The sequence below is a fragment of the Streptomyces sp. NBC_00209 genome, assembly GCF_045206345.1.
Taxonomy (GTDB): domain Bacteria; phylum Actinomycetota; class Actinomycetes; order Streptomycetales; family Streptomycetaceae; genus Streptomyces.
In genome coordinates this window covers 4921051-4934041 of sequence record NZ_CP108121.1, presented here as the reverse complement: position 1 = coordinate 4934041, position 12991 = coordinate 4921051, and the positions used below count along the sequence as shown (strand labels likewise).

The 12991-nt window shown below is 73.7% G+C and carries 9 protein-coding genes; 3 read left to right on the top strand and 6 right to left on the bottom strand.

Translation table 11 applies throughout. From position 1 onward, the window contains the following. Window positions 1-143: 143 nt before the first annotated feature. The 6 genes from OG867_RS22380 to hrcA form a co-directional block, all read right to left on the bottom strand. Entirely contained in the window at window positions 144-3317 is a 3174-nt protein-coding gene (locus OG867_RS22380) for a S41 family peptidase (protein WP_406287849.1), read from the bottom strand. A gap of 179 nt (window positions 3318-3496) precedes the next feature. Continuing rightward, on the bottom strand, window positions 3497-4027 hold the full coding sequence (locus tag OG867_RS22375; protein ID WP_406287847.1) for a hypothetical protein: 531 nt from the start codon (window positions 4025-4027) through the stop codon (window positions 3497-3499). A gap of 72 nt (window positions 4028-4099) precedes the next feature. Further along, window positions 4100-4846, bottom strand: a complete 747-nt coding sequence (locus OG867_RS22370) for a 16S rRNA (uracil(1498)-N(3))-methyltransferase (protein WP_406287845.1) — start codon at window positions 4844-4846, stop codon at window positions 4100-4102. Next, window positions 4843-5916, bottom strand: coding sequence for a nitronate monooxygenase (locus OG867_RS22365; protein ID WP_406287843.1), 1074 nt, complete (start codon window positions 5914-5916; stop codon window positions 4843-4845). Before OG867_RS22365 ends, OG867_RS22370 begins: the two co-directional genes overlap by 4 nt. Window positions 5917-6036: 120 nt before the next feature. Then, the gene (gene dnaJ, locus OG867_RS22360) at window positions 6037-7173 is read right to left on the bottom strand and encodes a molecular chaperone DnaJ (protein ID WP_328900121.1); all 1137 of its coding nucleotides are present in this window, start codon (window positions 7171-7173) and stop codon (window positions 6037-6039) included. Further along, window positions 7174-8190, bottom strand: a complete 1017-nt coding sequence (hrcA, locus tag OG867_RS22355; RefSeq protein WP_018103247.1) for a heat-inducible transcriptional repressor HrcA — start codon at window positions 8188-8190, stop codon at window positions 7174-7176. Window positions 8191-8373: 183 nt separating this feature from the next. On the opposite strand from hrcA, the gene OG867_RS22350 reads away from it, so the two are divergent. The 3 genes from OG867_RS22350 to OG867_RS22340 all read left to right on the top strand — a co-directional run bounded on the left by OG867_RS22350 (window position 8374) and on the right by OG867_RS22340 (window position 12986). Then, a complete protein-coding gene (locus OG867_RS22350) occupies window positions 8374-9105 on the top strand; it encodes an MBL fold metallo-hydrolase (RefSeq protein WP_328900122.1) in 732 nt (243 codons plus the stop codon). 72 nt (window positions 9106-9177) lie between these two features. Beyond that, complete coding sequence (locus OG867_RS22345; protein ID WP_328900123.1) at window positions 9178-9996, top strand: DUF3097 domain-containing protein; 819 nt, start codon at window positions 9178-9180, stop codon at window positions 9994-9996. Window positions 9997-10112: 116 nt separating this feature from the next. After that, window positions 10113-12986 carry an ABC transporter substrate-binding protein gene (locus tag OG867_RS22340; protein WP_406287840.1) on the top strand — a complete coding sequence of 958 codons (2874 nt, stop codon included), beginning with the start codon at window positions 10113-10115 and terminating at the stop codon, window positions 12984-12986. Window positions 12987-12991: the final 5 nt, after the last annotated feature.

The window sequence follows — 12991 nt, the reverse complement described above, 5'->3', positions numbered from 1 at the left end:
CGCTGCCGTCGCGGACGTGCGGCAGCCAAGATCAGCCTCGCCGGCGTTTGAGGCGCGGGGTCCGGGGCGGAGCCCCGGGTTCGGGAAGGGGCGGGGTGGGGAACAGGCCCGCCGCAGGCGCCGTCCCGCCCCGCCCCGCCGCCTCAGTCCGGCAGGCCCGGCAGGTCCGGTGCCACCTTCGCCGGGACCCGGTCCAGCGACTCCAGCCCGATCCGGACCGCCTCGTCCAGCTGAGGGTCACGCCCCTCCGCGTGGTCCCGGGGCGTCATCACGACCTCCACGTCCGGGTCCACGCCGTGGTTCTCGACGCCCCACCCGTACCCCTCCAGCCAGAACGCGTACTTCGGCTGCGTGACCAGCGTCCCGTCGACCAGCCGGTACCGGCTGTCGATGCCGACCACGCCGCCCCACGTCCGCACCCCGACCACGGGCCCGATCTTCAGCGCCTTGATCGCCGCGTTCACGATGTCGCCGTCCGACCCGGAGAACTCGTTCGCGACGGCCACCACCGGCCCACGCGGCGCGTCGCCCGGGTAGCTGGCGGGGCGCATGCCGCGCGGCAGGTCCCAGCCGACGATGCGGCGGGCCAGCTTCTCGACGACGAGCTGGGAGGTGTGGCCGCCCCGGTTCTCCCGGACGTCCACGACCAGGCCCTCGCGCGCCATCTCGGTGCGCAGGTCGCGGTGGATCTGGGCCCAGCCGCCGCCGACCATGTCGGGGACGTGGAGGTAGCCGAGGCGCCCCCCGGACCGCTCGTGCACGTACGCCCGCCGGTCGGCGACCCACGCGTGGTAGCGCAGGGCCTCCTCGTCGGCGACGGGTACGACGACGACGTGGCGCCGGTCGCCCCCGTCTGCCGGGGAGACCGTCAGCTCGACGGGCTTGCCGGCCGAGCCGGTGAGCAGCGGCGCGGGCCCGGTCAGCGGATCGACCGGGTGCCCGTCGACGGCCAGGATCGCGTCGCCGGCCCGGACCGCGACGCCCGGCGCTGCGAGCGGCGAGCGGGCGGCCGGGTCCGAGGTCTCGGAGGGCAGCACGCGGTCGACGCGCCAGCTGCCGTCCTCGGCGCGGGAGAGGTCCGCCCCGAGCAGCCCCTGCCGGGCCGCCTCGTCGCGCCACCCGCCGGGCGGGGTGACGTAGGCGTGCGAGGTGCCCAGCTCGCCCTGGACCTCCCAGAGCAGGTCCATGAGGTCGTCGTGGGTCGCGACGCGCTCCAGGACCGGGCGGTAGCGGTCGAGGACCCCGGCCCAGTCGACGCCGCCCATGTCGGGGCGCCAGAAGTTGTCCCGCATGACGCGCCCGGCCTCGTCGTACATCTGGCGCCACTCGGCGGCCGGGTCGAGGGTGCGGCGGATGCGGGAGAGGTCGACGGTCACGGCGTCGTCGTGGTCGTCGTCGCCCGCGGGCACCCGGCTGTCGGAGGGGACGACGGAGAGCTTGCCGTGGTGGACGATCGCCAGCCGCTTCCCGTCACCGCTGACCGCGAAGCGGCTGACGTCCGAGGACAGCTCCTCGCAGCGAAGCTTCTCCAGGTCGTACCGCTCCAGGACGGTGTCCGGGCGGCGGGCGTCCGGGCCGGCCGCGCTGGTCCCGAGGACCCCGGTGAGCGGGTGGCGCAGCCAGAGCAGCCCGTCCCGCGCGGTGCGGAGCGAGGAGTAGACGGCGGCCTCGACGGGAAGGGGCACGATCCGGTCGGCGAGGCCGTCCAGGTCGATGCGGGTGATGGGGAGCGCGGTGGGGTTGTCCTCGCCGTCGCCGCCCTTCTCCTTCTCCGTGGGCCGGCCGTGCAGCTGCGGTCCGAACGGGGAGGGCGTGGTCGCCGCGAGGGTGAGCAGGTGCGGCCGGCAGGAGCCGATGAACGCCATGTCGAAGACGTGGGCGTCGTAGACCGGGTCGAAGGCGCGCTCGGAGAGGAAGGCCAGGTGCTTTCCGTCGGCGGTGAAGGCGGGCGCGAAGTCCCGGAACCGCAGGGGCGTCGCCTCGGAGACCGACAGGTCGGCGATGTGGGCCAGCTTGAGCTGGCTGAGCGGCTCGGGGCCGGGGTGCGACCAGGCGAGCCAGGCGGAGTCGGGCGACCAGGCGAGGCCGGAGGCGTCGCCGTTCTCGCTGCGGTCCACCTCGTGGATCTCGCCGCTCTCCCGCTCGACGATCAGGACGCGCCCGTCGTGCGCGGCGACCGCGAACCGGCTGCCGTCGGGGGCGGGGGCGAGGTCCAGGACGCGGCCCAGCCGGCCGGCCGCGAGGCGGCGGGGCGTGGCGCCGGGGGCGGTGCCGGTGGCGGGGGCGATCTCCAGCGCGTCGTCGCCCTCGGCGTCGGTGACCCAGACGACGTGCTGGTCGCCGTCGGCCTGGAAGGTGCGCGGCAGCCGGGCCCGTACGCCGGGTTCGGCGGCGAGCGCGCGGGCCGGGCCCTCGCGGTGGGTGACCCAGTGCACGGCGCCCCGCGACAGGACGGCGCTGCCCCGGCCGGTGCGGTCGGGCGACGCGCCGGCCAGGTGGCTGTCGGCGTGCAGCGGGTAGGGCTGGAGGTCGGCGCGCTGCCCGCCGAGCCGAACCTCGACGCGGCGGGGCTCGTCGCCCCCCAGGCCGTCCAGGAGCCAGAGTTCACCGGCACAGGCGTAGGCGACCCGGGTGCCGTCGGTGGTGGCGTGGCGGGCGTAGAAGCCGTCGACGGGGGTGTGCCGGCGCAGGTCCGTGCCGTCGGGCAGCGAGGAGTAGACGGCACCGACGCCCTCGTGGTCGGAGAGGAACGCGATGCGCTCCCCCAACCACATGGGGCATTCGAGGTTGCCGTCGAGGTCCTCGTGGACCCGGACGAACTCCAGCGGGTCGTCCTCGGCCGCGATCCAGAGCTTGCCGGCCGTGCCGCCCCGGTAGCGCTTCCAGGTGGCGGCATCGCGCCCCATGGTGGCCGAGAGCAGCAGGACGCGTCCGCCCGGCCCGTACGCGAGCGAGCCGACGGGGCCGTACGGGAGGATGCGCGCCGGACCGCCGTCGACCGGGACGGCCCGGGCCCAGCTGCGGCGCAGCGAGACCTGGCCCTGGGTACTGATGACCAGTACGTCCCCTTCGGGGGTCCAGCCGCGCACGCTGGTGCGGGTGTCCCCCCAGTGGGTGAGCCGGCGTGAGGGTCCGCCGTCCGCGGGTGCGATATGCACCTCGGGCGCCCCGTCACGGGTGGACGTCCAGGCGACGTGGGTGCCGTCGGGAGATATGCGCGGCTGGGTGACGGGACGGTTGTCTGCGCTGACCCGCCACGCCCGGCCACCGTCGAGTGGGGCGAGCCAGACGTCGTCCTCGGCGGTGAAGGCGATCAAGTCACCTTGGACATGGGGGTACCGGAGGTAGGAAGGCTGTGTCACACGATCACCCTAGGCCGCGGGTGTGCCTGGTGGCACGGGGTTGGCCGGAGTACGTCACACGCCGCCGCCGGTGACGCGGGGGTCCCCCGGGGGCGTACGGACCGGGAAATCCGTCAACCACCCAGGGCGCCCGGCTACTTGCCGGGGTACGCGGTGACCGTCACCGTCACGGTGGCCGTCGGGCCGCTGCCCCGGCCCGGGGCTCCGGCGGGCGGCGCGGTCGTGGCCGGGGGGGTGCAGTCGCCGAGCAGGGTGGCCCGGAAGACGGCGCGCCCACCGGTCTTCGCGGTCATGTCGCCGCGTACGCACCGGCCTTCGACCGCGTAGGTGACCTGCCCGTCCAGGGCGATGTCGCCGCCGGACCTCGTCTTGCCGTCGCAGCGGACCTCGGCCGACCGGCGGGTGGCGGAGGGCGCTGTGGAGCGGGTGGCGCCGCCGCCGTCGAGCGAGGCGGTGCAGGTCAGCCAGCGCACCTGGACGCCTTCGTGCTCCAGGGCGCGGGTGGCGGTCCGGTCCGTGGTGAAGGCGACGGACACGGTGTTCAACGCGCCGGCGGTGCCGCCCGGTTCACAGGCGGTGAGCCCGGCGACGGCGGCCGCGGCGAGGCAGAGCGCGGCCGGAAAACGACGGGCCGCTCGACGGCCCCCTGCCCTTGATGTCCCCATACGGGCAGCTTCCCACCCCGTCCGACGGCGCGGTAGACCGCTTCCGGGCACAACCACCCCATCGGGGACGGTTTACGACCAGCGCCCCGTCCGTCCCAGGAGCAGCGCCGTCGCCGCGGTGCCCGCGGTCGAGGTGCGCAGGACCGAGGGGCCGAGGCGGCAGGTGCGGGCTCCGGCGGCGGCGAACGCGGCCAGCTCGTCCGGCGATACGCCGCCCTCGGGGCCGACGACCAGCACGATCTCGCCCTCGTCGGGCAGCGCGACGGTGGACAGCGGTTCGCTCGGGTAGTCGCGGTCCTCGTGCAGGACGGCCGCGAAGTCCGCCGCGGCCAGCAGGGCGGCGACCTGCTTGGTGGTGGCCAGGTCCGCCACGTCCGGGAAGAGCACCCGGCGCGACTGCTTTCCGGCCTCCCGGGCCGTGGCGCGCCATTTGGCCAGGGACTTGAGGCCGCGGTCGCCCTTCCACTGGGTGATGCAGCGCGCCGCCTGCCACGGGACGACCGCGTCGACGCCGGTCTCTGTCATCGTCTCCACGGCGACCTCGCCCCGGTCCCCCTTGGGCAGGGCCTGGACGACGGTGATCCGCAGCGCGGGGCGCGGCTCGTCATGGACCGGGGCGAGGTCGCCGACGACCAGCCGGTCCTTGCCCTCGGCGGCGCGCACGACGCCCTGGGCCCACCGGCCGCGGCCGTCCGTGAGGACGACCTCCTCGCCGTCGCGCAGGCGCTTCACGGAGACGGCGTGGCGTCCCTCGGGCCCGTCCAGGACGAACTCGGGGGCGTCCGGCAGGTGTCCGACGATGAAGACGGGTGCCGTCACTGTGCGCTCCTTGTGCTCACTGCCGCCCGTGCGGCGTCCAGTTCCTCGGCGAGCAGCCGGACCAGCCGGCCGGCGGGCAGCTCGCGGGCCATGCGGTGACCCTGCCCGGCCCACAGCGCCATGCCCTGGGCGTCCCCGACGCGGGCGGCGGCCTTGCGCAGCACGGAGGTCATGTGGTGGACCTGGGGGTAGGCGGCGGGGGCGTACGGGCCGTGCTCGCGCACGAAGCGGTTGACCAGGCCGCGGGCCGGGCGCCCGGAGAAGGCTCTGGTCAGGGTGGTCCGGACGAACAGCGGGTTGGTCAGGGCCTGTTTGTGCAGGACGTGGGCGCCGGACTCCGGGCAGGGCAGGAAGGCGGTGCCGAGCTGGGCGGCGTCGGCGCCCGCCGCTAGGACGGCGGCGATCTGGCCGCCGCGCATCAGGCCGCCGGCGGCGACGACCGGTATCTGCACGGTCTCGCAGACCTGGGCGACCAGGCTGAGCAGCCCGATCCCGCCGTCCTCGGTCGCCGGGTCGTCGTGGAACGTGGAGCGGTGGCCGCCCGCCTCGGTGCCCTGGGCGCAGACGGCGTCGGCCCCGGCCCACTCGGCGGCCTGGGCCTCCTCCGGCGAGGTGACCGTGACGACGGTGTACGTGCCGGCGGCCGCGAACGCGTCGAGCGTGTCGCGCGAGGGGCAGCCGAAGGTGAAGGAGACGACCGGGACCGGGGCGTCGAGGAGGACGGCGAGCTTGTCCTCGTAACCGTCGTCGCCGGGGACGTCCGGGTCGCCGAGCTCGGTCTCGTAACCGCCGGCCTCGCCCGCGAGCCGGCGGCGGTAGTCCTCCAGCGCGGCGGGGTCCGCCGGTTCGCACTGCGGCATGAAGAGGTTGACGCCGAAGGGCTGCCCGGTCAGGGCGCGCACCTGCTGGATCTCGTCGCGCAGGGCGTCCGCCGTCTTGTATCCGGCGGCCAGGAAGCCCAGTGCGCCGGCCTCGGAGACGGCGGCGGCGAGCTGCGGGCAGGACGGACCGCCGGCCATGGGGGCCTGCACGAGGGGATACCGGCAGAGAGCGGTCAGCGCGGAGGGCATGACCGCATCGTGTCATGTCGTTCCTGTCCCGTGATGCCCGCCCCACGGCGGCGTTCCGGCCGGTCGCGGCGCGACGGTACGGGCCCGGAGCCCGGGCCCGTACCGTGTGCGCGCAAGCCGTCAGCGGCCGTTGAAGGCGTCCTTCAGGCGGGAGAACAGGCCCTGCTGGCCCGGCTGGAACTGGCCGGTCGGCCGCTCCTCGCCGCGCAGCTTGGCCAGTTCACGCAGGAGGCGTTCCTGCTCGGGGTCCAGCTTCATCGGGGTGATGACCTCGACGTGCACGATGAGGTCGCCGCGTCCGCCGCCGCGCAGGTGCGTGATGCCGCGCCCGTGCAGCGGGACGGACTGGCCGGACTGGGTGCCCGGCCGGATGTCGACCTCCTCCAGGCCGTCCAGCGTCTCCAGCGGCACCTTGGTGCCGAGGGACGCCGCCGTCATGGGGATGGTGACCGTGCAGTGCAGGTCGTCGCCGCGACGCTGGAACACCGCGTGCGGCAGCTCGTGGATCTCGACGTAGAGGTCGCCGGCGGGGCCGCCGCCGGGGCCGACCTCACCCTCGCCCGCGAGCTGGATGCGGGTGCCGTTGTCGACACCGGCGGGGATCTTCACGGTCAGCGTGCGCCGCGAGCGGATGCGGCCGTCGCCGGCGCACTCCGGGCACGGGGTCGGCACGACCGTACCGAAGCCCTGGCACTGGGGGCAGGGACGGGAGGTCATGACCTGGCCGAGGAAGGACCGGGTGACCTGGGAGACCTCACCGCGGCCGCGGCACATGTCGCAGGTCTGCGCCGAGGTGCCGGGGGCCGCGCCCTCGCCACTGCACGTGGTGCAGACGACGGCGGTGTCGACCTGGATGTCCTTGGTGGTCCCGAAGGCCGCCTCGGCGAGGTCGATCTCCAGCCGGATCATGGCGTCCTGGCCGCGCCGGGTGCGCGAGCGGGGCCCGCGCTGCGACGACGTACCGAAGAACGCGTCCATGATGTCGGAGAAGTTGCCGAAGCCGCCCTGGCCGAAGCCGCCCGCGCCGGCGCCGCCGGACTGCGAGAGCGGGTCTCCGCCGAGGTCGTAGACCTGCTTCTTCTGCGCGTCCGACAGGACCTCGTAAGCGGCGTTGATCTCCTTGAACCGCTCCTGGGTCTTCGGATCGGGGTTCACATCCGGGTGCAGCTCGCGGGCGAGCCTCCGGAATGCCTTCTTGATCTCGTCCTGGGAAGCGTCGCGGCGCACGCCGAGTACGGCGTAGTAGTCCGTGGCCACCTACGACTCCGCCAGGATCTGTCCGACGTAACGTGCCACTGCGCGTACCGCTCCCATCGTTCCGGGGTAGTCCATGCGGGTCGGTCCGACCACGCCGAGTTTGGCGACTGCCTCGTCGCCCGAACCGTAGCCGACCGCGACGACGGACGTGGAGTTGAGGCCCTCGTGGGCGTTCTCGTGCCCGATGCGTACGGTCATGCCCGAGTCCTTGGCCTCGCCGAGCAGCTTCAGCAGCACGACCTGTTCCTCCAGTGCTTCCAGCACCGGCCGGATCATCACCGGGAAGTCGTGTCCGAAGCGGGTGAGGTTGGAGGTGCCGCCGATCATCAGCCGCTCCTCCGTCTCCTCGACAAGCGTTTCGAGCAGGATCGAGAGGACGGTGGACACGGTTCCCCGGTCCTCGCTCTCGAAGGATTCCGGCAGGTCCTGCACCAGCTGCGGGACGTCCGCGAACCGGCGCCCCACCACCCGGCTGTTGAGCCGGGCCCGCAGATCGGCGAGCGAGGTCTCGCCGAACGGCGCCGGGCAGTCCACCAGCCGCTGTTCGACCCGGCCGGTGTCCGTGATCAGCACGAGCATCAGCCGCGCCGGGGCCAGGGACAGCAGTTCCACATGCCGCACCGTCGAACGGGTCAGCGAGGGGTACTGCACGACGGCGACCTGCCGGGTCAGCTGCGCGAGCAGCCGTACGGTGCGGCCCACGACGTCGTCCAGGTCGACCGCGCCGTCGAGGAAGTTCTGAATGGCGCGGCGCTCGGGCGAGGAGAGGGGCTTGACGCCCGCCAGCTTGTCGACGAAGAGCCGGTAGCCCTTGTCCGTCGGGATGCGCCCGGCGCTGGTGTGGGGCTGGGCGATGAAGCCCTCCTCCTCCAGCACCGCCATGTCGTTGCGGACGGTCGCCGGGGAGACCCCCAGCTTGTGCCGCTCCGTGAGCGCCTTGGAGCCGACGGGCTCCTCGGTCCCGACGTAGTCCTGGACGATCGCGCGCAGCACTTCGAGTCTGCGTTCGCTGAGCATCGCGCACACCTCCAGCTGTCCACGTCGGTGTTCCCGGGCCGGTCCCGGGATTCCTCCTGGCACTCGGTGCGTATGAGTGCCAGCGATCCCCGGCCAGTGTACGGCGACGGGGTGGTGCCCTAGCAAGGGCGACCGGCCACGCTACCTCGCTGCCGCGCAGGTCGCTGCCGATAGCGTCGCCGCATGGATGCCTCTTGGGAAGACTTCGGATGGGAGCGGCTGGGTCACGGAACGGGCCGCCGGCGCCTTCCGGTCTGGGACGCGACGGCCCTGCTGGTGGCCGGTCCGGGCGGGGCGCTGCTCTGTGACACCGGCTCGTCACTGCGCGAGGGTGTGGAACTGCGCACCCAGGCCGAGGCGCTGCTCGGCCGGAGGGTGACGCACATCGCACTCAGCCACCCCCACTTCGACCATGTGCTGGGCACGGCCGCGTTCGCCGGTGCACGGGTGTACGGCTCCGAGGGCACGGCGGAGCTGCTGCGGCGCGGGGCCGGTGAGCTGTACGCGGACGCGGTGGCCCAGGGCCTGCCCGAGGCGGACGCGGCCGAGTCCGCCGATGTGCTGGTGGCCCCGCGCCACGAGGTGCGCGGGGAGCTGACGGTGGACCTGGGCGGCGGCCGGGAGGTGGTCCTGGTGAACGTGGGCGCGGCGCACAGCGGCCACGACCTGGCGGTGCTGGTCCCTGGCTCCCCCGGCTCCCCGGCGCTGGTGTTCTGCGGCGACCTGGTCGAGGAGTCCGGCGAGCCCCAGGCCGGTCCGGACGCCGTCCCGGCGCGCTGGCCGGCCGCCCTGGACCGGCTGCTGGAACTGGGCGGGGACGAGGCGCTGTACGTGCCGGGGCACGGGGCGGTGGTGGACGCGGCGTTCGTCCGGGCCCAGCGGTCGGCGCTGGCCGGGCGGTTCGGCGTGTCGTAGCGGGGAAGGGCGGACCGCCGGGCGGCCTCCCGGTTCGGCGTGTCGTGGCTCTTCCCCGCTTATCGTCGTGCGATGCGCAGCTACCAGCCCGATCTGACCCCGCCGTGGAAGAAGTCCGCCCCCGCCCCGGAGGTGCCCGCCGAGACCGATCTGGTCGTGGAGGAGGCCGTCACCGGTTTCTGCGGCGCGGTCATCCGGTGCGAGAAGACCGCCGAGGGGCCGACGGTGACCCTGGAGGACCGGTTCGGCAAGCACCGGGTCTTCCCGATGGCGCCGCGCGGTTTCGTGCTGGAGGGCCGGGTCGTCACGCTGGTGCGCCCGTCGGCCGGGGGTCCGGTGCGGTCCACGCGTACGGCGTCCGGTTCGGTGGCGGTGCCCGGGGCGCGGGCGCGGGTGGCGCGGGCCGGGCGGATCTATGTGGAGGGGCGGCACGACGCGGAGCTGGTCGAGCGGGTCTGGGGCGACGACCTGCGCATCGAGGGCGTCGTCGTGGAGTACCTGGAGGGCATCGACGACCTGCCGGCGATCGTGCGGGAGTTCGCGCCTGCGCCGGACGCCCGCCTCGGGGTGCTGGTCGACCATCTGGTGCCCGGTTCCAAGGAGTCCCGGATCGCCGCCCAGGTGTCGGACGGCGATGTGCTGGTGGTCGGGCACCCGTACATCGACGTGTGGGAGGCCGTGAAGCCGGCGTCGGTGGGAATCGCGGCGTGGCCGGTGGTGCCGCGCGGGCAGGACTGGAAGACGGGCGTGTGCCGGGCGCTGGGCTGGCCGGAGAACACCGGAGCGGCCTGGCAGCGGATCCTGTCCTCGGTCCGCTCCTACCGGGACCTTCAGCCCGAACTCCTGGGCCGCGTTGAGGAATTGATCGATTTCGTCACCCTTCCGGACTGATGTCCGGCCGCCCTTCCCGTCGATCCGGCACCGATCCGGATAAATAGCTGCGCCTCGCACACACCATCGGTTATTGAGTGGGGCCAGGCTCTTTTCGCGAGGGAAGGCACGGGGCGATGGCACGCGAGGTCTGGCGGGACACGGCGGAGAACGAGGCGGCCTCCGCCGTCTTCCACTTCGTGCAGCAGCTCATCGACGGCTACCGCGACAACCGGCCCGTGATGCCCCTGGTGGTCCTCCAGGCAGCCGACGCCGACGTACCGGCCGACGTGGACGCCCGGGTCGAGCAGATCGTGCGCCAGGTCCACCGGGCCAACCAGCCGCGCCGGGTCCCCCTGAGACTGCTCGACGGGCACGGCGACTCCCCGTACGACGCGGCGCTCGACATGGTCCGCACGCTGACCGAGAAGCCGTGGGAGACCCGGGGCGGTTCGCAGTACAAACCGTTCGCGTTCCCCCGTTCCCGGCTGCTCGGCGCCATCGAGCAGGCCACCGAGGCCGTACTGCGGGACCCGGACCCGGGCTGCTCCCGGGACCAGCGCGACGAGCGGATCCTGGAGGAGCTGAGCGCGCTGCGCTGGCGGGCCGGGCGGCGCGGCCGGGGCACCTGGTGGACCGCGCTGCGCGAGTCGGTGCGGCCGGAGACCTTCGTGGGGGCCGTGGTCATCGCGGTCCTGGGTGTGCTGCTCGGCGAGATCGGCTGGCTGCCGACCACGCTGGTGGCCGTGGGCGCGGTCCTCGGGCTCGCGGTGATCCGGCTGGTGACGACGTCGGCGCCGCCGCTGCTGTGGCTGCGCCGGGCCAGCAGGTGGTTCGCCACCACCTCGTCGCTGGCCGCCGCCAGTACCGGCTATCCGTCGGACGGCTGGTCCCGTCTCTCGCCCAGCGGTTCGTGGCGGGTGATCCGGGCCCGGGCGGCGGTGGTCGCGGGGCGGGTGGCCGACGCGGCGGCGGGCGACGAGCGGTCCCGCCAGTTCCACCTGGAGCTGAGGGTCCAGGCACTGCTGGAGGACCTGCGCAACAACTACCGGCCGCACGCGCCGGACTGGCGGCGCGGCAAGCGGACCGTGCCGCCGGTGGTCTTCCTCCCGAGGGCCGTCCAGAGCAACGGCGGCGTGCAGCTGATCAACGCCGTCAACAACGTCCGCTCCCGGCGCAGCGAGGTCGATCCGCTGCTGCTCCTGGCCTCGCTGCCGGCGGCCGAGATCCTGCGGCACACCCCGCCGCTGCCGCCCGACCCGCCGCCCGTGCACACGGGTGCGGCACGGGCCCGGTACGAGGACTGGGTCGGCCATCTCAGCGTGGGCCAGTCGCCCTCCGGCACGGCCACGCCCGCCTGGGTGCTGCGGCTGCCGCTGTCGACGGACCAGCTGACCCATGAGCACGCGCACGCGCGGCTGTCCACGCGGCGGGTGCGCAGGACGTGGGTGTGGTGGGTGATGTCGCGGACCACGCTCGGCTTTCTGGTGGCCGGCGCGCTGCTGGGCACGATGCTGCTGGGCAACCACCTGGCGAACCGCTACTGCCATGGTCCGCTCACCGATGTCGACACGGACTCGGTGCGGCTGGCCGGGCCGGGCGGCGGGGACAAGGAGTGCATCGGCGTGGCGACGTCCACCCGGGTGCGCTTCGCGGAGGGCAACGGCCTGGAGCTGGACGGGGCCGGGGCCGGCGTCACCTTCGACCGGATCGAGCGGGCGGTGGCCGAGGAGAACGCCTCGATCGAGCCGGGCGACAAGTACGTCACGCTGATCTACGCGGGTCCCTTCACCGCCCCGTCCCCGGAGCGCACCCGCAAGGCCCTGGAGGAGCTGACCGGCGTCTACCTCTACCAGCACCACACCAACACGCTGGACTTCTCGGTGAAACTGCGGGTGCTGACCGCCAACGGCGGGCAGGACATGCTCCAGCAGATACCCGCGGTGAAGAAGATCATCGAGGTGGCCGAAAGGGATCCCTCGGTCGTCGGCGTGGTCGGGCTCGGCCGGGACACCACCGACAGCCCGGAGGCCACCGCTCTCCTTCAGCAGGCGGGCCTGCCCGTGGTGGACACCACCAACTCCGGCGGCTATCTGGCGACGGACTACTCCAACTACTTCGGCCTGGCGGCCACCGACCAGGAGCAGGCGGACACCCTCGGCCTCATCGCGAAGCAGGTGGCGGCGGGGGCGCCCGGCACGCACAAGCCCCGGGCCCTGGTCCTGTCGCGCGAGCTCGGCAACAACGACAAGGACCGCTACACGGTGGAGCAGCGCAAGGTGGGCAGCGCGATGCTCGCCAAGTCGGGCTTCGCGTTGTCGGAGCCGGTGGAGTACGGCCTCGGCCGCCGCAGCAGCGCCGACCTGGACCGCCCGGTGCAGCAGATCTGCGGGGCGGACCCGGCGCCGGACGCGCTGTACTTCGCGGGCCGGGTCGAGGACGTCGCCAACCTGATGAGCCGCCTCGCCCACAGCTGTTCGCGCCGCCCCATCACCGTCTTCACGGGCGACGACCTGACCAAGACCCGGCTCGACGCGAGCACGGACACCACGAAGAACGTCACGCTGTACCACACGGCCCTCGCCCCGATGGGCCGCGGCCGCGCCGACGGCTTCTACGAGGAGTCGCACCGGGCCCTGGGGAAGCTGCTGCCCGAGGGCGTGACGCTTCCCCGCCTGCCGGCGTCGAAACCGTACGAGGACCCGCTCTTCGCGAGCGGCCAGTCGGTGATGTCGTACAGCGCCACGGCCGCGCTGTACGACGCGGCGAGCCACGGCGACGCGGTGAACAGCGCGGCGGAGACCTGGGCGAACCTGTACGCGGTGAACCTGCGGACGATGCCCACGGGGACGATCACCTTCCGCGGCTTCATCCCGTACGAGGCCCAGGCGGGCCACGGTCTGGACGTCGTGCAGATCACCTACCCGGACGGCCGGAGCCACGCCCGGATCATCTGCGGCCGGGCGGCGGGAAAGGTGGAACTGGACCCGCCGAAGTGCCCGCTGAAGTGAGCGGG

What these genes read in the sequence shown, in the direction of transcription:
- OG867_RS22375 (WP_406287847.1), bottom strand. Translation starts at nt 4,027, where the DNA reads ATGGGGACATCAAGGGCAGGGGGCCGTCGAGCGGCCCGTCGTTTTCCG.
- OG867_RS22365 (WP_406287843.1), bottom strand. Translation starts at nt 5,916, where the DNA reads ATGCCCTCCGCGCTGACCGCTCTCTGCCGGTATCCCCTCGTGCAGGCC.
- hrcA (WP_018103247.1), bottom strand. Translation starts at nt 8,190, where the DNA reads ATGCTCAGCGAACGCAGACTCGAAGTGCTGCGCGCGATCGTCCAGGAC.
- OG867_RS22350 (WP_328900122.1), top strand. Translation starts at nt 8,374, where the DNA reads ATGGATGCCTCTTGGGAAGACTTCGGATGGGAGCGGCTGGGTCACGGA.
- OG867_RS22345 (WP_328900123.1), top strand. Translation starts at nt 9,178, where the DNA reads ATGCGCAGCTACCAGCCCGATCTGACCCCGCCGTGGAAGAAGTCCGCC.
- OG867_RS22340 (WP_406287840.1), top strand. Translation starts at nt 10,113, where the DNA reads ATGGCACGCGAGGTCTGGCGGGACACGGCGGAGAACGAGGCGGCCTCC.